Genomic DNA, 16,759 nt, shown 5'->3' with positions numbered 1-16,759 from the left:
GATGGCCGCATGCGGCGCATCAGCCGGCCTTGCGCCGGCGGACCAGGTTGACCATGACGGCCAGCAGGTCGCGGTTGAACAGGCCGTTGACCGCCAGGAACGCCGCGATCGCGGCAATCGTCTCCAGCGCCGGGCGAAGCATGTCGCCGGCGCTGTCGATCTGGTGATGGCGATCGGGGGCGAGCACGATGAGCGCTGCCACCGCCACGGCATAGGGCCCCATGTTGCGCAGGATGAAGACCAGGATGCGCAGGGGCCGCAGCCCGATCAACGTCGACGAGAAGCCAAAGGCCAGGAGGCCGCTCATCGCGCGCTGCAGCGCCACGGCCAGCGCCGCCCCGGCCAGGCCGCCAAAATGGGCACCGGCCCAGGAGAACGCGATGATCACCGCCGCGTCCCAGGACAGCGCCAGGGCGCGCTGCCCCCAGCGTCCCTTGGCCTCGAAGATGACGGCGCCCAGGTTCGACATCAGCCGCACCGGCAGGACCGCCGCGATCGAGATCACGACGACGATCGCAGGATCCCACTTGCCGCCCCAGATGACGTGGATCAGCGCCGGGCCCAGGCCGACCAGGCCGATGCACAGCAGATCGCAGAGCAGGAGGATGGCGCCGCTGATCTTCAGGAACTGCGCCTGGATCACGGCCGGGTCCTCCCGCAGCTGGGAGAAGACCGGCAGGAGCGCCTGGTTGACGCCGGCGCTGAGCATGATCGTGGCGCTGGTGACCAGCATGAACCCGAAATAATAGTGGCCCAGATCTTCCTGGCTGAGCATCAGGCCCAGGACCAGATAGTCGCCATTCATCGCGGTCGCGAACAGGAACGCCGACAGGATCACCCAGCGCAACTGGACCAGGATCGCGAAGAAGCGGCGGGGTCTGATGCGCACGCCATAGCGCGTGCCCTTGAGCCGGGCCGCCAGCAGCCACAGGTGCAGGGCCGAGGTGACGGTGAGGGCGATCGCCATGGTGAAGGCATCGGCCCCCAGGATGGCGACCAGGATCAGCAGCGCGTAATAGGCGAACGCCCGCTTCATCTCCGCCACGTTGATGTCGCGATAGGCGAAGCGGATGCTGAGCAGCGAGGAGCAGACGACGGCAACGGCGATCAACGGCACGCTGACCGACGTCAGGGCAATCACCCAGAACAGGTCCGGCACGGCATAGATGTGCTGGAAGATGGCGCCGACGACCAGGAATACGGCGACGCCGATCAGGCCCATCCACAGGGCAAAGGCCGAATAGTCGGGCAGGATCTGGTCCAGCCGGTCGTGGCCCTGGACCAGGGCCTTGCCCACGCCCGAATTCTGGAAGACCGTCACGAAGATCGTCGCCGTGCCGACCAGGGCGAAGACGGCATAGGTCTCGACCGGGAGCAGGTGGCCCAGCACGATCTGGCTGCCAAAGGACAGGACCTTTGACAGGGCCAGCGCGATGGCGGTCCAGGCCATCCCCTTGGCCGCGATCCGTCCGCTGTTCCTGAGCGGTTGACGCCCGTCCGATGCCATGCGCGGGCGGATCCCCTAGAGCGGGACGCTGCGGGTGACGTGCCCCCAGACCGGCAGCCCCTGGAGATAGCTGAGCGTGTCGACCTCCACCGGCTCGTCCGGTGCGGCGGCCGCCCAGGCATCGTGGGCGCCGATCAGGCCGCGCAGCTGCGCCGCGTCGAGCTGATCGGCATGGATTGCGTTGAAGCTCTGCTTCATCACGCCGAACGGGCTCTCGTTGGCCAGCCAGTCGACCATGGTGTGGACCTTGCGGCTGTAGCCGACGAAGCACACCGCCTTGCCCAGCGTCAGCGAGTTCAGGCAGCCATGCATGCGGGCGCCGACGAACAGGTCGATCTGCTGCAGCGCCTCCGCGATCGTGGCCAGCGAGAACGTCCGGTCATAGAGCGCGACGCGGGGGCGGACGTCGTCGGGCAGTGCCGCGTGCAGCGCCGCCAGCGCGGTCGGGTCGTTCAGACCGGGATTGCCGTCGCTGGAATAGACATGGGGCAGCAGCGTGATCTCGTAGCCGTCCCGCGCCAGGTCGCTGACGATCCCGGCGAAGCGCTCCAGGATCGGCGGACCGAAGTCGCGCAGCAGGATGGGCGTGAAGTTCACGCCGATGCGACGGATCTTCCGCCGATGGAACACCGTCCGTGGGCGCAGGGAGAAGACCGGATCGGGGAAGACGTCGACATTCTCGCTGATCCCGTGGCCGGCCAGGTAGTCGGCGGTGCCGCGGTCGCGCACGACCAGGATGCGGAAGCGCTTCAGATGCGCGAGCAGGAGCGCGCGGTCGGCGGCGGAGACGATCTCGAACCGCTCCATGTTGGCGCCGAACATCATCGAGGGGATCCCGTGCCGCGTGGCGAAGGCCTCGTAACCCAGCCAGTCGTGCGGGATCGAATTCCCGAACATCGTGTAGATGTCGCCGCCCACCGAGACGAACAGGTCGGACTTGCGGAATTCAGCCGTGGCGAAGCGCGGCGACCAGTTCGAGACCATGCGCCCCGTATAGGTCAGCGCGGCGCGCAGATAGCGCTTCCAGCCCAGCATCGGCACGATGGTGACCTGGGGCAGGTCCGCCAGGATCGCCCGGTCGCGCGCGACATGATAGCTGGAGACGACGAATTCCAGGTCGTATTGCGGGAAGGCGCGCGTCAGGAAGTCGATGCTGCCGCGGATAATGATCTCGCAGCCCACATTGGACAGCAGCTGGTACGAGAACAGGATGCGCTTGCGCGGTTTGGCCATGGAGCGTGTCCGGAGGTTGCGGTGCGGCGTCAGCGCGGGAAGGTCTGCACGGGCAGGCGGCGCGACATGGCCACCCGGCAATTGGGCACGGGATGGCCGAACGCGATCATCATCACCGGAAAGAACTGCGACGGCACGCCAAGGCCCGCATTGATCCGCTCCGCCTTCTTGTGGCTGATGCACAGGTTGAGGCAGCAGGAACCGATATTGCGGGCGTTGAGGGCGTTGACGACCGCCCCTGAGAAAATCCCGGCATCGACGAACGGCTCGAACAGCTCGTATTCCTCAACAAAGGCATGCGAGTCGGCAAAGATCACCAGAAGGTTGTGGATCGTCTCGTCAAAGCCCTTGTTGCCGGCCTGAAGGCCCAGCATACGGCGAACCATGCCCGGTTCCTGGACGATCGCCGCGGCCCAGGGCTGGCGATTGCAGACCGACGGGCTGTGATTGGCGACGGCCAGGGCTTCCTCCACCAGGGAGCGCGGCACGATGCCGGGCAGGAAGTTCCGGACCGAGCGCCGGTGCGTGACCATGTCGTCGTAGAGCACGCGGTCCTGGTCGCTGTAATCGTCCCGCAGGGGCACCGTCCCGCCCAGCGAGCCATCCGCGTTGCAGCCACGCATGTCGCGGTCGATCTGCTCCACGTCCGGGTTGCTTTCCTGGATGCCGCGGTGCCAGTCGACATAGCTGCGCAGCACGCCATGGCCGATGGCGATGGCCCCGGCATTCTCGGGCGTGGCCAGGCTCAGGCCGATATAGTGGCGCAGGTGCTGGATCTTGCCCTTGCCGAAGAAGGGGCGCGGGTTGGGCAGGCCCAGGCCCTTTTCGATCGTGTGCGCCTCGCGCATGATCCAGGCGCGCGCCGTGTCCTTGTTGTAGCCCCGCACGAACGCACCGGACGTCGCGGTGTAGTACCACGTCCAGCGCAGCGCCTTGAGCCAGCACAGGACGAGGCGGGTGATCCGGAGATTGCGAAAACGGGACATGCGGGCGGTCCTTGACTGGGCACGTCGACTGTATGCGTCACCCGGGCTGCGAGGCCGTTGCGCGGAAATGGCAATGCAGGGTGCCACTGAAGCGGCGACGGCGCGCAAAAGGCACTGTGACCCGATGGCGCGCCGTCCGGACCTGTGCGGACGTGGCTTCAGAAATTGTAGCTGAAGCGCCCCTCGATCGAGGCTTCTGCCCCGTCGCGGGGGCGGGGCTGGTCGTCCTGGACGCGGCCGATCAGCGTGACCTCGGTCGCGCCCACGGGAAAGACCACCTTGGACTCGACCAGATTGATCGTCACCGGCTGGGTCGTGACCACATTGGTGAAGAACGGCTGCAGTCGCCGCTCGTTCGAGGCGATGCTGGCATGGTGGTAGGTCAGCTGGTAGCGCCAGCCGCGCAGGTCGACGAGCGTGCCCTGGATGCTGAACAGCTGTGATTCCGAATCCAGGCTGTGGCCCAGCGTCCGGCCGCGATAGCGCATGCCGTCGGGATAGGTCGCATTGTTATAGGCATAGAAGCCGAAGCGGCTGCCGAAGCTGAACAGGTCCTCGGTCGCGCGGGTGTCCGAATACTCCATGGTCAGGCGGAACATCGCGCCGTCGTCCCAGGCCGGGCCCCAGATGCTGCCGCCGACCAGGTAGCTGCTGCCCGAATTGTCGATCGGGTTCGAATCCTCGTTCATGATCTGGCCATAGGCCGAGACGGCATAGTCCCCGACATGGGTCGCGTACTTGATGTCGATCGTGCCCTGATCGTTGGTGTCGTTGATGTTGTTGCTGTCGTTCGCCAGGTCGAAATAGGTGCCGAAGGGATCGCACCGCTTGCCGTCGCCGCACAGCATCTGGGTGCGCGACAGGCCGATCTCCAGTCCCTCGACCGGGCTGAACGAGAAGCGCAGGCCATTGTAGTAGGTGTCCGCCACGATGCGGTCGCCATCCAGCAGGCCAAAGAAGAACTCGGCCTGCCAGGGACCCAGCCAGGACAGCCAGGGCGATTCGAACGGAGCGGTGTCGCGCCGGGCTATGCCGACATGCGGGAAGGGCCGGGCATTGTTCGAAAGCGACAGGGCCGAGATCTGGCCCGGTCCCCACCAATGGGACATGTAACCGCCATAGACGACCATGCCGCCAATGGCCTGCGCCAGGAAGCTGCCGTCGGGCATGATGCGGCCGCGATCGTCGCCGAACATGCCCTGGCCGCCCAGGCGCAGGCGGCCCGCCGTGCTGGCGCCGGTGAATTCCAGGCTGACCTGGGCCTCGTAGTCGGCGCGGTTGCCGGCGCCGAAATCGCGCACGACGGCGGGCCGGTTGGTGACGCCGGCCAGGGCGCCGATCCGGACGCCAGGCGCCAGTTCCCGCTTGGCGCGGTCGCGCACGCGCCGCGCCGCCTGCTCCACGTGGGCGGGCAGCCAGCCGATCTGCGTGTTCTCAAGCCGGCGCAGGATGCCGGCCCAGGGCAGGGGCCAGACGGTCGTCATGTCGTCGACCAGTCCGAACGCCGCCAGCATCTCGATATCGGAGCGCAGGCCGTCGTCGCCCACCTCGGCCCAGGGCGAGGCCTGGGCCGGCCGGCTCTCGGTCACAAGGGCTGCGGGCAGGCCAAGCAGGAGGGCACAGGTCGCAGCAGCCAACCGAATCCGAACGCGCACGCGCAAATGCCCCCTCTGTTCCTGCGCCGCATCGTCGGGGTGGGGCGCGTCCGGGTCAAGGCGTCAGGCTGTCCCCCCGGCCGGCGCGGCCGTCGCTGTGGCTCCGCCGTGCCAGATGGCGGCTCTGGATGGCGGTACAGGATGGATATTCAGGCCGCGGCGGAGCGCGCCACGGTCTGGATCACCTCGAACCCTTCGAACTGGGGATGGCCCAGGGTCAGGGGGCGGCTGGCGGGCGCCCGGGAATGTGCCTTGCGGAACTGCTCCGAACGGGTCCAGGCCTCGAAGTCCTGCTTCGACGACCACACCGTGTGAGAGGAGTAGAGGACGTGATCCTCGCGCTCCGGCCCCCGCAGCATGTGGAACTCGACAAAGCCCGGTGTCTCGTTCAGGAAGGTTTCCCGCCCCAGCCAGACCGCCTCGAACTCGTCCGTGGCGTCCTTCAGGACCTTGAACCGGTTCATGGCGATGTACATGGGCAATGCTCCTGGCTGATGTCCGCGAAGGTCGGCGATCGGCGCACCGTTCGCAAGATCAGGAAAGCCGCAGGGCCCGGTGCATGGCCGTGCGATAGGGAAAGGTGGCGACTGGGCCGCTGAGGGCAGGGGTCCCCGCGATCAGGTCGCGCACGCGCTGGCCCACGGCCGCGCGCTCCGCGTCCGGCAGCGCGGCCAGGAAACTGGTCGACAGGGTCCGGTCCACGACCACCTGTTCGACAGGGCCGCTATGGCGATGGTCGCAGAAGCGATCGATCAGCGGGCCAAAGCCCGGTCCCGGAAACAGGGTGCGCCAGAGGCCGGAGCCATGGCGCGGCGTGTCGCCCTGATAGGGCAGGGTCAGGTCATGCAGGGCGGCGACCTAGGGCACGCGGTCGTCGCGGGTATTCCAGATCAGGCCCAGCTGCCCGCCCGGCTTCAGCACCCGGGCGATCTCCGCCACCGCAACCGGCGTCGCGAACCAGTGGAACGACTGGGCACAGACCACGACGTTGGCCGACGCATCGGGCAGGGGGATCGCCTCGGCCGTGCCGTCCAGGATGCGGGCTGCGGGCGCGCTGGCGGCCAGCTGCGCCCGCATGGCGGCAACGGGTTCGACGGCGATGACCGTTGCCCCGGTCGCCACCAGGCGCGTCGTGAACTTTCCCGTGCCGGCGCCGAGTTCGACCACGGTGGACCCTGGGCCAAGGCCCAGGTCGCAGGTCAGCCAGACGTCAGCCTCCGCCGGATAGCCGGGGCGCCCGCGGGCATAGGCCTCAGCCCCCTGCTGGAAGCCCCGCGCGGCTTCGGTGTGGATTGCTGGCATGGCCTGCACCCCCTTGTCACTCAACTGCCGGCGGTCAGGCCGGCTGCGTTCATCATCAGCCGGATGCCGAGTGCGACCACGCCCAGGACCGCGATGCTGCCGGCCCAGAGGACGACCATCCAGCCGATCCGGCGACCCCAGAGCCTCCGCGTCGTGGGCGCCATGCCGCGCGGCCGGGTCAATGATACCCCTCGCCCCGGCGGGCCTTGCCGCGGAACACGTAATAGGCCCAACCGGTGTACATCAGGATGAACGGGATGATCGCCAGGGTGCCGACCAGGGCAAAGCCCAGGGACTGCGGTGGGCCCGCCGCCTCCCAGATCGAGATGTCGGGCGGGATGATGTTGGGCCACAGGCTGATGCCCAGGCCGCTATAGCCCAGGAACAGCAGCGCCAGTGCCAGCAGGAACGGGGCAGCATGCGTCTCGCGCGTGATGACGTGCAGCAGCAGGCCGCTGACGACCAGGACCAGCACGGGAACCGGCGCAAAGGCCAGGATGTCCGGCCAGGCGAACCAGCGCGCGGCGATCGCATCGTGCGCCAGGGGCGTCCAGAGGCTGACGCCGGCCATGGCCAGCAGGACGACGAACAGGATCGGCCGGGCCAGGTGCACCATGCGCGCCTGAAGCTCGCCCTCCGTCTTCATGATCAGCCAGGTGGCTCCCAGCAGGGCATAGCTGGCCAGCACGCCAAAGCCGGTGAAGAGGGCAAAGGGCGAGAACCAGTCCAGGGCGCCGCCGTGAAAGGCGCCGTCCGTCACCGGCACGCCGTTGATGAACGCGCCAAGCGCCACGCCCTGGAAGAAGGTCGCGACGAACGAGCCGCCGGCAAAGGCAAGGTCCCAGAACGGGCGATGCGCCTCGTCCGCCTTGAACCGGAACTCGAACGCGACGCCCCGCCAGATCAGGCCCACCAGCATCAGCACCAGGGGGATGTAAAGCGCGCTGAGCAGGACGGAATAGGCCAGCGGAAAGGCGGCAAGCAGGCCGGCGCCGCCCAGGACCAGCCAGGTTTCGTTGCCGTCCCACACCGGCGCCACGGTGTTCACCATCGTGTCGCGATCCTCGCGGTCCGCCACGAAGGGGAACAGCAGGCCGATCCCCAGGTCGAAGCCGTCCATGACCACGTACATCATCAGGCCAAAGCCGATGATCACCGCCCAGATCAGGGGAAGATCGATACCCATGGCTCAGGCCTTTCCCGGGTCGGCAGTCGCGTTGATCGGGTCGATGTCGGGAGCGGCGGACAGGGGCCGCGCGGGGCGCTGGTGCAGCGGTTCCTCTCCCGGGGCAGCCGGCGGCTCGTCGTGCACGATCGGCCCCTGGCCCACGATGCTCAGCATGTAGCGCAGGCCGATGCCAAAGACCGCGAAGTAGACGACGATGAAGATGACCAGGCTGGTGCCCAGGGCCAGGGCGGAATGGTTGGACACGGCATCGGCCGTGCGCATCAGCCCGTGCACGATCCAGGGCTGGCGGCCGATCTCGGTCGTGTACCAGCCGGCCAGGATGGCGATGACGCCGGCCGGCCCCATGGCAACGGCAAAGCGCAGGAACAGGCCGCGGTCGTACAGCCGGCCGCGCCAGCGCCGCCATGCGCTCCACGTGCCCAGAACCAGCATCAGCAGGCCCAGGCCGACCATGATGCGGAACGTCCAGAACACGACCGTGGCCGGGGGTCGGTCCTCGGGGGGGAAGTCCTTCAGGCCGGGAAACTGGCCGTTCCAGCTATGGGTCAGGATCAGGCTGGACAAATGCGGGATCTCGATCGCGTAGCGCGTGACTTCGGCCGCCATGTCGGGCCAGCCGAACAGGATCAGGGGGACGCCCTCGCCCGGCGTGTTCTCCCAGTGCCCCTCCATCGCCGCGATCTTGGCGGGCTGATGCTCCAGCGTGTTCAGGCCATGGGCGTCGCCGATCAGGATCTGGACCGGCGTCACCACCAGGACCATCCACATCGCCATCGAGAACATGGTCCGGATGCGCGGGTCGTCGCGGCCGCGCAGCAGGTGCCAGGCACCGGCCCCGCCCACGAACAGGGCCGTCGCCAGATAGGCGGCAACCGTCATGTGCGCCAGGCGATAGGGAAAGGACGGGTTGAAGATGACGGCCAGCCAGTCGACCGGCACCACCCGTCCGTCGATGATCTCGATCCCCTGCGGCGTGTGCATCCACGAGTTCGACGCCAGGATCCAGGTGGCGGACACCAGCGTGCCCAGCGCCACCATCAGCGTTGCCACGAAGTGCAGGCCGGGCCCCACCTTGTGCCAGCCGAACAGCATGACGCCCAGGAATCCCGCCTCCAGGAAGAAGGCGGTCAGCACCTCATAGGTCAGCAGCGGGCCGGTGACGCTGCCGGCAAAGGAGGAGAAATAGCTCCAGTTCGTGCCGAACTGATAGGCCATGACGATGCCGGAGACGACGCCCATGGCGAAGTTGACGGCAAAGACCTTGGACCAGAAGTGGTAGAGGTCCTGATAGACTGGGTTCTTCTTCCACAGCCACAGGCCCTCCAGCACGGCGAGGTAGCTGGCAAGGCCGATCGTGATCGCCGGAAAGACGATGTGGAACGAGATGGTGAAGCCGAACTGGATGCGGGCCAGGTCAAGGGCCGACAGGTCGAACATGGGCGCGCCATCCATTGCCGGGGCCGGACAACCGCCCCCATTGTTCCCGCACGGCAACCCGTTTGGAATGGGCAATCGTCCGCGGGCGGTACGCCAGGATAGGCCGGCATCGGGCCGCCAGGACCTGCACCTGTGGTCGCGGCGGCCGTCGGCCGCAGCCTAGTTCTCGACCTGTACCCCGTCGCCCGGGCGCAGGGCCGCCGGGACCAGGCCGGCGGCGGGGATCGATGCGACCGGACGGGGCGCGGCGGGGGCCGCCTTGGGCACCTCCGCCACCGCCGGGGCTGGACGCGGGCGCAGGGCATCGGCGAAGAAGTCCCAGATTGCCAGCGGCAGGCTGAGCACGTTGTTGCGCTCGCCCGTGTACCAGGGCATGGGCGCCGTCTTGGACGGGATGGTGTGGCCGCCGTTGTGCAGCGTCACGTGGACCACGCGCGGCGCATCCACCGGGCCCCAGCTCGCCAGTTCGACCGCACTGATGCGGGATGGCGCGGGGGGCGCGACGCTGCCGCTGAAACTGACGGTGTCCAGGCCGTCGCGGCGCGCGAAATAGCGTGCCGTCGCCTCGCTCGACAGGACGTCGCCCCGGGTGGCATTGCCCAGGCGCACCTCGCCCCCGCGGAACGGATTGACACGGTCGGCGGTGCCGTTGATGACCATTGCGGGCACCGGCCGTTGCGACGGCGTGCAGATCATGTTCTCAGGCGTCGGCATCGAGGCGGAGATGGCCGTGATCGCCCGCACCCGGTCGGGATGCATCAGGCCCATCCGCATCGCCATCTGACCGCCATTGGAATAGCCCAGAACCACCAGGGCGTTGGGATCGCTGCCATAGTCGCGGGCCAGGCGGTCGCCGATGGCCAGGATGAAGGCCTCGTCGTCAATGTTCTCCTTGCGCGCGGAGAAGTCGTCCTTGGCGCGGCAGTCGTTCCAGTGATTGCCGAACCCGTCCGGGTAGACGACGAGGAAGCCGTTGGCCTGGGCGATCGGTTCGAACGCCCGCGCCGTCTTCTCGCGCATGCGGGCGCCGCTGTCGCCGGAGCCATGAAGCAGGACCAGGACCGGGGCCTTTGGCTCCACGTTCGCGGGAACATAGAGCAGGTACGAGCGATCCCGCTCCTGGATGCGAATGGTCTGGGCCGTCACGTCATTGTGGACGGAGGCCTGCGCCGCCCCATGAGGCAGTGCGAGGAAAAGAGCGACCAGCAGGGCGCGAATCATGGGCAATCCCGGGTAAGCGACTGAGGCTCCGCCACGACCGGCGGCGGTTGCGGCAGTCCCGTAGCGGGGCTCTGTGACTTTCCTGTGGCCAGCCGGGCCGGCCTATCGCCCGTTGGACGTTTGCGCCGCAAAACACCGTTCGCACATGCAGTATCCCGGGAACTGTTGCGGGCGCGCAACGGTCCTAAGGATGCGGGCCGCGTTCGGTGAAGAAATCCCAGATGGCCTGGGGCGACTCCAGATTGCGGCTGGTGGGGCCCAGGTACCACGGCATCTGCGCGCGGGCCGACGGGATCGCGTGGCCGCCGCCATGGACGGTGTACAGCACGACATGGGGATGCTGGCGCGGGCCCCAGCTCATCAGCTCGATGGCGGTCCGGTCTTCGGCAAAGACGCTGGGCAGGGCGCGTGTCGTGCGCTCCGCCGGATCATGGTCAAGGCCCGCGAAGTATTCGGCCGTGGCCAGGGTCGAAAGGACGGTTCCCCGCGATTCGCTGCCCAGGCGCACTTCGCCGCCGGCGAACGGGTTCACCGGATCGGCGGTGCCGTTGACGATCATGACGCGCACCGGGCGGCCCGAGGCCGTGCATTCCATGTTGTCGGGCGCGGGCAGGCTGGCCGAGATGGCGGCCACGGCCGGCACGCGGTCGGGATGGGTCAGGGCCATGCGCAGCGCCATCTGGCCGCCATTGGACCAGCCCATGACAAGGATCCGGTCCCGGTCCGCACCGACCGTCGCCGCCAGCCGGTCGGCGATGGCCAGGAGGAAGGCCTCGTCGTCGATCTTCTGGCTGCGGGCGGAGAAATCCTCATGCCGCCGGCAGTCGTTCCAATGGTTGCCGAAGCCATCGGGATAGACGACGACCGCGCCGTCCCGCACGGCCAGGGGCTCGAACTCCCGCGTCGTGCGTTCGCGCATGATCGCACCGCTGTCGCCCGATCCGTGCAGCAGCATCAGGATGGGGGCGCGGCGCGGCAGGCGGTCGGGCACATAGACCAGGTAGGTGCGGGCATGGCCGCCCACCGTCACCTGTTCCGTCGGCAGCACGGCCGGCCCGTCGGCGTGCGCGGGCGCCGGACCCGCCAGGGCGAAAGCCAGCGCCAGTGCAAGACCTGCCAGGCGCGGGATCATGGCGCGTCGCCCTTGGCTTCGATCATGCGCTGGAGCAGGGCGATGGTCTGTTCCTGCCGCGCGATCATCTCGGCCATGTGGTGCAGGCGGATCGCGTCCATCTTCTCGTGCAGGGCCATGATCTCGATTTCCGCCTTCAGGTTCACCTCATAGTCGTGCTGCGCCGCCTCACGGTCCTTCTGGGCCTGGCGGTTCTGCGACATCATGATGACCGGCGCCTGAAGTGCCGCAAGCATCGACAGGATCAGGTTCAGGAAGACGAACGGGTAGGGGTCGAAGGCATCGCGCGTCAGCAGCAGCGAATTGAGTGCCGCCCAGGCCAGCATGAAGCCCGTGAAGACCAGGATGAACGTCCAGGACCCGCCAAAACGGGCCACCTGGTCGGCCAGGCGATTGCCGAACGTCTGGTCCTGGTCGCCGGGGCGGGACAGGTCGCGACTGATCGAATGGCGCGCCTGAACACTGTCGTGAACCCGCCGCTCCGGCCCCGGATGGCGGTGCCGTTCCCCCAGGATGCGTACCAGCAACTCGTCCGACTTGATCATCTGCGTCCTCGCCACCGGCCCATGCCGGATCGGGACGCATCGTATCAGGACCCTGGACATGCGAAGGCCCTCGGCGCGCTGGCGCCGGGGGCCCGGGGTCGCACGCGGTGCCGGTCTACTCGGCCGCCTGCCGGGCGGGCTTCATGTAGATGCTGCGCTTCGGCCGGGACATCAGGCGGCGCACCATCGGTTCAAACGCCTCCAGCGGCATGGTGTCGTAGTTGGGATCGAAGGCGTTCTGGTCGTACTTCGCGCAGAAGTCGGCGCAGGCCTGGAAGTAGGGATGGCCCCGGTACTGCTCGCGCATGTCGCGGTCGAGGCCCAGGTGCTGGAAGAAGTAGTAGCCCTGGAAGATGCCGTGGTTCTCGATGATCCACAGGTTCTTCTCGGACACGAAGGGCTTCAGGATGGCGGCGGCGATGTCGGCATGGTTGAAGCAGCCGAGCGTGTCGCCGATGTCGTGCAGCAGGGCGCACACCACCAGTTCCTCGTCCGCGCCATCGCGATGGGCCAGCGTCGCCGACTGCAGCGAATGCGTCAGGCGGTCGATGCGAAAGCCGCCATGGTCGCCCGCCAGCAGGTTGAGGTGGCTGAGGACGCGATCGACCGAATGCTTCGCGAACTCGCGGTCATGCGCCTGGATCTTGGCATAGTCCTCGGCCGTGCCGTCCTGCATCGCCGTGAACTGGGCGCGATCAAAATGGTCGGGGGCGGTCATGTTACCGTCAGGCATGGCAGGCTCCGTGGGCTGTCGAGGGCGCTGGCATCCTAGGGCCGACTCCGCCGGAAGCGAAGTGGTCTGTCACGTTTTGAGTATCGCCAAAGTATCGGAAACCGGAACACCTGCGCCATGACTGGCGGCGACTTGCGCGGCCCTTTACAAGTCAGGCGGCTTCGCTGACCTGGCCGCCGACCCGCTCGCGCGGGAAGGTCAGCGTGACACAGGTGCCGGCGCCCAGGCGGCTTTCCAGCACCAGGGTGCCGCCATGCAGCTCCATCAGCGCCTTGGACAGCGGCAGGCCCAGGCCGGTGCCCTTGTTGCGCAGGTCGGGCGTGCCGCGGTCGACCTGGCCGAAGCGCTCCAGCGCACGGGGGATATCCTCCGGCGCGATGCCGGCGCCGGTGTCGCGGACCTGGATCCGCACCGTGCCGTCCAGGGCATAGGCCGAGATCGTGATGGTCCCGCGCGACGGTGTGAACTTGACCGCGTTCGACACCAAATTCAGCAGGATCTGCCGCACGCGCCGGGGATCGCCGCGCACCAGGGGCAGGTCGGGATCGACGTCATGCGCCAGGTTGATCCCACCTTCCGCCGCCTGCAGCCGCATCAGCATCAGGATGCCGCCGATGATGGCCGGCAGGTCCATCTCCTCGTCCGTGACGTGGAGGTGGCCGGCGTCGATCTTGGAGAAGTCGAGCAGGTCGTTGATCAGCGCCAGGAGGTGTTGGCCGCTGTCCCGGATGCTGCAGGCATAGTCGACATAGCGCGCATTGCCCAGCGGACCGAACGTCTCCTGCGCCAGCATGTCGGCGAAGCCGATCACCGCGTTGAGGGGGGTGCGCAGCTCGTGGCTCATCGTCGCCAGGAAGGCCGACTTGTCCTGGTTGGCGATCTCCGCCGCCTGGAGTGCGGCGCTCAGCGACGCGGAATTGGCCTCCAGCGCTGCCTTGGTCGACCGCAGGATCGCCATCTCGTCGCGCAGGTGGCGGTTCTCGCGCTGGGTCCGGCGGGCCCGCTGCTCGTCGACGGCGCTGCCGGCAATGGCCATGACCAGGGCCACGACCGCAGTGCCGCCCAGCGCGATGCCGGCCCAGGTCGGCAGGTGGACGGCACCCGGGCCCGCGGCAACCGCAGGATCGAGCACGACCTCGACCCCCGCCATGGCGACCAGGTGGGCCAGCGCCAGGCCAAGCGTCAGGACGGCGGCACAGCACAGGCGCGCGGCCCAGTGGCCCGGATCGGGCAGGCGGGCAAAGGCCCAGATGCCAAGGCCAAGGCCCAGCGCCATGCCGATCGCGGAATAATCCAGGGCGTACTCGACCCGCGCCGGCACGCGGAAGGCCGCCACGCACATCAGGTGCACGGCCCCGGCGCCCACCATCAGCAGGGCGCCGCTGAGCCAGCGCGAGGCCGGCGCGTGGACCGCGATCTGCACCGCCAGGGCGGCGGTCGAGACGGCAACCAGGACCGAACTCGTCACCACCGGCAGGTCATAGCCGACCGGCATGACGGTGCGATAGGAGAGCACGAGCACCATGTGCGCGGCCCACAGGCCCACGCCGCCGACAGCGCCCGCGGACAGGAGCCACAGGGTGGCCGTGTTCGGGTTGGGCGCGGCCTTTCCCCGGGCCGCCATGGCCAGGAGGGTATGAAAGCTGAGCAGGGCGACCAGGACCGCCAGCAGGACCAGCTTGAGGTCATGCTGCTGCGTCAGGCATTCGTACAGCCGCGTCATGCGGCGATGGTCTGACGCCGCCCCTTAACGACTCATGAAAACCCGCGCGAAAGTTGAGATGAAATCGACAACTGATCGAGATAGTCGCGACTCTGTCCCTTGGCTGCTGGCGCGACGCCGGGAAGCGTCAGGACCCGACGGTGTGGGCCGAAAGACCGGGGCCGGGGGGAGGCTGGAGACAGGCCAGATGCCAGAAGCCAGAAACCAGATGCCAGAAGCCAGAAAACAGAAGAGCCGCCGCGGGTCGTCCCCGGGGCGGCTCTTCCATTGTCAGTCCGCGGCCAGGACGGCCGCGCCTGCGCTCAGGCGTGCTGGTTCAGGCGAGGTGGGCCTTCACAAAGTCAAGGCTCCGAAGCACCGCCTTGGACCGCGGCTCTGAACAATGAGACACTGGACCACCTCCTTCCCGTTGTTGAAACCTGATGACAGCTTAACGCGAGTCCGGGCCAGCTTGGCAAGTCTTTTGTGCGACGCAAAAGACCTGCGGGGAAAAGGCGGCCGGGCCGCGGCGCTTCGCTGTCGCACGGTCGCCCGCCCCATGGTAGGAGGGGCACGGTTTTCCCCAACATCCATGGCCGAATTGACCCGATGACGGTTTCAAGCATGACCGGCTACGCCCGCGCGGAGGGGCTGGACGGCACCCAGTCCTGGGTCTGGGACCTGCGCAGCGTGAATGGCCGCTCGCTCGACCTGCGCCTGAAGCTGCCGCCGGGCCTGGAACAGGTCGAGGCGGAGGTCCGCACGCGCGTCGGCGAACGCCTGCGCCGCGGCAATGTGAGCGCCAGCCTGCAGATGGAGCGGACCCGCGCGGCCCCTGCCTTCCGCGTGAACCGGGCGGTGCTGGAGCAGTACCTGGCCGTGGCGCACGACGTGGGAACGGGCCTGGCAGCGCCCAGCATTGACGGCCTGCTGGCCCTGCCCGGGGTGATCGAGCGGACCGAACCGGAAGACGTGAAGGCCGACGACGCCGCGCGCGATCGCACCGTGCTGGCCGCCCTGGCCCAGGCGCTGGACGGCCTGGTCGCGGCGCGCGATGCGGAGGGGCGGCGCCTGCACGTCGTGCTGGATGGCCTGGTGGCCGAGATCGAGGAGCTGCGCCTGAAGGCGATCGTGGCCGCCGCCCGCCAGCCCGAGGCGTTGCGCAGCCGCATGGTGCAGCAGATCGAGGCGCTGTTCGCGGGGGCCGTCCCGCCGGAGCGCATCGTGCAGGAAGCAGCCGTCCTGGCCGCGCGCGCCGATGTGCGCGAGGAACTGGACCGCCTGGGCGCCCATGTCGAGCAGGCGCGCGATCTGCTGGCCGAGGGTGCCGCCGTGGGCCGCCGCCTGGACTTCCTGACCCAGGAATTCCTGCGCGAGGCCAATACCTTGTGTTCCAAGTCGGCCGATATCGAACTGACCCGCCTGGGCCTGGAGCTGAAGGCGGCGATCGAGAGGCTGCGCGAGCAGGTGCAGAACGTCGAATGAAGCACGAAGACATCGAACGCCGTGGGCTGATGCTCGTCCTGTCCTCGCCCTCCGGCGCGGGGAAGACGACGCTGTCACGCCTGATCCTGGCCCAGGACACCAACCTGCGCATGTCGGTCTCGGCCACCACCCGGACGCCGCGCCCGGGCGAGGTGGAGGGGCGCGACTATTACTTCGTCGACCATCCGACGTTCGAGGGGATGGTCGAGCGGGGCGAGATGCTGGAACACGCGACCGTGTTCGGCAATCGCTACGGTACCCCCGCCGCCCCCGTGCACGAAGCCCTGGCCGCAGGGCACGACGTGCTGTTCGACATCGACTGGCAGGGCACGCAGCAGGTGGCGCAGAAGACGCGCGACGACCTGGTCAGCGTCTTCATCCTGCCGCCCGACAAGTCGGCACTCCGCACCCGGCTGATGGGCCGCGCCCAGGACCCGGACGAGGTGATCGCCGCCCGCATGTCCAAGGCGGCGGACGAGATGAGCCATTATGCCGAGTACGAGTACATCATCGTGAACGACGACCTGGACGAGAGCCTGGCCCGGCTGAAGGCGATCCTGACGGCCGAGCGCCTGAAGCGCCGCCGCATGAAGACCCTGCCCGAGTTCGTGGCCACACTCCGCGCGGACTAG

17 protein-coding genes are annotated in these 16,759 nt (G+C 68.1%); 2 read left to right on the top strand and 15 right to left on the bottom strand.

The window, feature by feature from the left end:
* Positions 1–19 precede the first annotated feature (19 nt).
* The 15 genes from ACI6GS_RS17740 to ACI6GS_RS17670 all read right to left on the bottom strand — a co-directional run bounded on the left by ACI6GS_RS17740 (position 20) and on the right by ACI6GS_RS17670 (position 14,663).
* Positions 20–1,507 carry an oligosaccharide flippase family protein gene (locus ACI6GS_RS17740; RefSeq protein WP_439814790.1) on the bottom strand — a complete coding sequence of 496 codons (1,488 nt, stop codon included), beginning with the start codon at positions 1,505–1,507 and terminating at the stop codon, positions 20–22.
* Positions 1,508–1,522: 15 nt separating this feature from the next.
* Positions 1,523–2,740: a polysaccharide pyruvyl transferase family protein gene (locus ACI6GS_RS17735; protein ID WP_439814789.1), complete on the bottom strand. Its 1,218-nt coding sequence runs from the start codon at positions 2,738–2,740 to the stop codon at positions 1,523–1,525.
* A gap of 29 nt (positions 2,741–2,769) precedes the next feature.
* Positions 2,770–3,726 (bottom strand): nitroreductase family protein, encoded by a 957-nt coding sequence (locus ACI6GS_RS17730; RefSeq protein ID WP_439814788.1) that lies wholly within the window; start codon positions 3,724–3,726, stop codon positions 2,770–2,772.
* Between the two features lie 158 nt (positions 3,727–3,884).
* On the bottom strand, positions 3,885–5,381 hold the full coding sequence (locus tag ACI6GS_RS17725; RefSeq protein ID WP_439814787.1) for a capsule assembly Wzi family protein: 1,497 nt from the start codon (positions 5,379–5,381) through the stop codon (positions 3,885–3,887).
* A gap of 149 nt (positions 5,382–5,530) precedes the next feature.
* Positions 5,531–5,857, bottom strand: coding sequence for an antibiotic biosynthesis monooxygenase family protein (locus ACI6GS_RS17720; protein ID WP_439814786.1), 327 nt, complete (start codon positions 5,855–5,857; stop codon positions 5,531–5,533).
* 58 nt (positions 5,858–5,915) lie between these two features.
* Positions 5,916–6,083 (bottom strand): hypothetical protein, encoded by a 168-nt coding sequence (locus tag ACI6GS_RS17715; RefSeq protein ID WP_439814785.1) that lies wholly within the window; start codon positions 6,081–6,083, stop codon positions 5,916–5,918.
* Between the two features lie 156 nt (positions 6,084–6,239).
* Positions 6,240–6,683 carry a class I SAM-dependent methyltransferase gene (locus ACI6GS_RS17710; RefSeq protein ID WP_439814784.1) on the bottom strand — a complete coding sequence of 148 codons (444 nt, stop codon included), beginning with the start codon at positions 6,681–6,683 and terminating at the stop codon, positions 6,240–6,242.
* A gap of 20 nt (positions 6,684–6,703) precedes the next feature.
* Complete coding sequence (locus ACI6GS_RS17705; protein ID WP_439817987.1) at positions 6,704–6,847, bottom strand: DUF2474 domain-containing protein; 144 nt, start codon at positions 6,845–6,847, stop codon at positions 6,704–6,706.
* Between the two features lie 14 nt (positions 6,848–6,861).
* On the bottom strand, positions 6,862–7,869 hold the full coding sequence (cydB, locus tag ACI6GS_RS17700; protein WP_439814783.1) for a cytochrome d ubiquinol oxidase subunit II: 1,008 nt from the start codon (positions 7,867–7,869) through the stop codon (positions 6,862–6,864).
* Between the two features lie 3 nt (positions 7,870–7,872).
* Complete coding sequence (locus ACI6GS_RS17695) at positions 7,873–9,309, bottom strand: cytochrome ubiquinol oxidase subunit I (RefSeq protein WP_439814782.1); 1,437 nt, start codon at positions 9,307–9,309, stop codon at positions 7,873–7,875.
* 159 nt (positions 9,310–9,468) lie between these two features.
* A complete protein-coding gene (locus ACI6GS_RS17690; protein WP_439814781.1) occupies positions 9,469–10,530 on the bottom strand; it encodes an alpha/beta hydrolase family esterase in 1,062 nt (353 codons plus the stop codon).
* 184 nt (positions 10,531–10,714) lie between these two features.
* Positions 10,715–11,662, bottom strand: coding sequence for an alpha/beta hydrolase family esterase (locus ACI6GS_RS17685; RefSeq protein WP_439814780.1), 948 nt, complete (start codon positions 11,660–11,662; stop codon positions 10,715–10,717).
* Positions 11,659–12,222, bottom strand: a complete 564-nt coding sequence (locus tag ACI6GS_RS17680) for a DUF1003 domain-containing protein (protein ID WP_439814779.1) — start codon at positions 12,220–12,222, stop codon at positions 11,659–11,661. The genes ACI6GS_RS17685 and ACI6GS_RS17680 overlap by 4 nt, the downstream gene beginning before the upstream one ends.
* Before the next feature lie 100 nt (positions 12,223–12,322).
* Positions 12,323–12,940, bottom strand: a complete 618-nt coding sequence (locus tag ACI6GS_RS17675) for an HD domain-containing protein (RefSeq protein ID WP_439814778.1) — start codon at positions 12,938–12,940, stop codon at positions 12,323–12,325.
* A gap of 151 nt (positions 12,941–13,091) precedes the next feature.
* Complete coding sequence (locus ACI6GS_RS17670) at positions 13,092–14,663, bottom strand: ATP-binding protein (RefSeq protein ID WP_439814777.1); 1,572 nt, start codon at positions 14,661–14,663, stop codon at positions 13,092–13,094.
* A 603-nt stretch (positions 14,664–15,266) separates the two neighbouring features.
* On the opposite strand from ACI6GS_RS17670, the gene ACI6GS_RS17665 reads away from it, so the two are divergent.
* The gene (locus tag ACI6GS_RS17665) at positions 15,267–16,127 is read left to right on the top strand and encodes a YicC/YloC family endoribonuclease (protein ID WP_439814776.1); all 861 of its coding nucleotides are present in this window, start codon (positions 15,267–15,269) and stop codon (positions 16,125–16,127) included.
* The gene (gene gmk / locus ACI6GS_RS17660) at positions 16,124–16,759 is read left to right on the top strand and encodes a guanylate kinase (RefSeq protein ID WP_439814775.1); all 636 of its coding nucleotides are present in this window, start codon (positions 16,124–16,126) and stop codon (positions 16,757–16,759) included. The genes ACI6GS_RS17665 and gmk overlap by 4 nt, the downstream gene beginning before the upstream one ends.

It is taken from the genome of Zavarzinia sp. CC-PAN008 (assembly GCF_051903925.1).
Lineage (GTDB): Bacteria > Pseudomonadota > Alphaproteobacteria > Zavarziniales > Zavarziniaceae.
This window is presented reverse-complemented; position numbering and strand designations above follow the sequence as displayed.

What these genes read in the sequence shown, in the direction of transcription:
- gmk (WP_439814775.1), top strand. Translation starts at nt 16,124, where the DNA reads ATGAAGCACGAAGACATCGAACGCCGTGGGCTGATGCTCGTCCTGTCC.
- ACI6GS_RS17670 (WP_439814777.1), bottom strand. Translation starts at nt 14,663, where the DNA reads ATGACGCGGCTGTACGAATGCCTGACGCAGCAGCATGACCTCAAGCTG.
- ACI6GS_RS17690 (WP_439814781.1), bottom strand. Translation starts at nt 10,530, where the DNA reads ATGATTCGCGCCCTGCTGGTCGCTCTTTTCCTCGCACTGCCTCATGGG.
- ACI6GS_RS17675 (WP_439814778.1), bottom strand. Translation starts at nt 12,940, where the DNA reads ATGCCTGACGGTAACATGACCGCCCCCGACCATTTTGATCGCGCCCAG.
- ACI6GS_RS17665 (WP_439814776.1), top strand. Translation starts at nt 15,267, where the DNA reads ATGACCGGCTACGCCCGCGCGGAGGGGCTGGACGGCACCCAGTCCTGG.
- ACI6GS_RS17695 (WP_439814782.1), bottom strand. Translation starts at nt 9,309, where the DNA reads ATGTTCGACCTGTCGGCCCTTGACCTGGCCCGCATCCAGTTCGGCTTC.
- ACI6GS_RS17710 (WP_439814784.1), bottom strand. Translation starts at nt 6,683, where the DNA reads ATGCCAGCAATCCACACCGAAGCCGCGCGGGGCTTCCAGCAGGGGGCT.
- cydB (WP_439814783.1), bottom strand. Translation starts at nt 7,869, where the DNA reads ATGGGTATCGATCTTCCCCTGATCTGGGCGGTGATCATCGGCTTTGGC.
- ACI6GS_RS17685 (WP_439814780.1), bottom strand. Translation starts at nt 11,662, where the DNA reads ATGATCCCGCGCCTGGCAGGTCTTGCACTGGCGCTGGCTTTCGCCCTG.
- ACI6GS_RS17720 (WP_439814786.1), bottom strand. Translation starts at nt 5,857, where the DNA reads ATGTACATCGCCATGAACCGGTTCAAGGTCCTGAAGGACGCCACGGAC.
- ACI6GS_RS17740 (WP_439814790.1), bottom strand. Translation starts at nt 1,507, where the DNA reads ATGGCATCGGACGGGCGTCAACCGCTCAGGAACAGCGGACGGATCGCG.
- ACI6GS_RS17735 (WP_439814789.1), bottom strand. Translation starts at nt 2,740, where the DNA reads ATGGCCAAACCGCGCAAGCGCATCCTGTTCTCGTACCAGCTGCTGTCC.
- ACI6GS_RS17730 (WP_439814788.1), bottom strand. Translation starts at nt 3,726, where the DNA reads ATGTCCCGTTTTCGCAATCTCCGGATCACCCGCCTCGTCCTGTGCTGG.
- ACI6GS_RS17705 (WP_439817987.1), bottom strand. Translation starts at nt 6,847, where the DNA reads ATGGCGCCCACGACGCGGAGGCTCTGGGGTCGCCGGATCGGCTGGATG.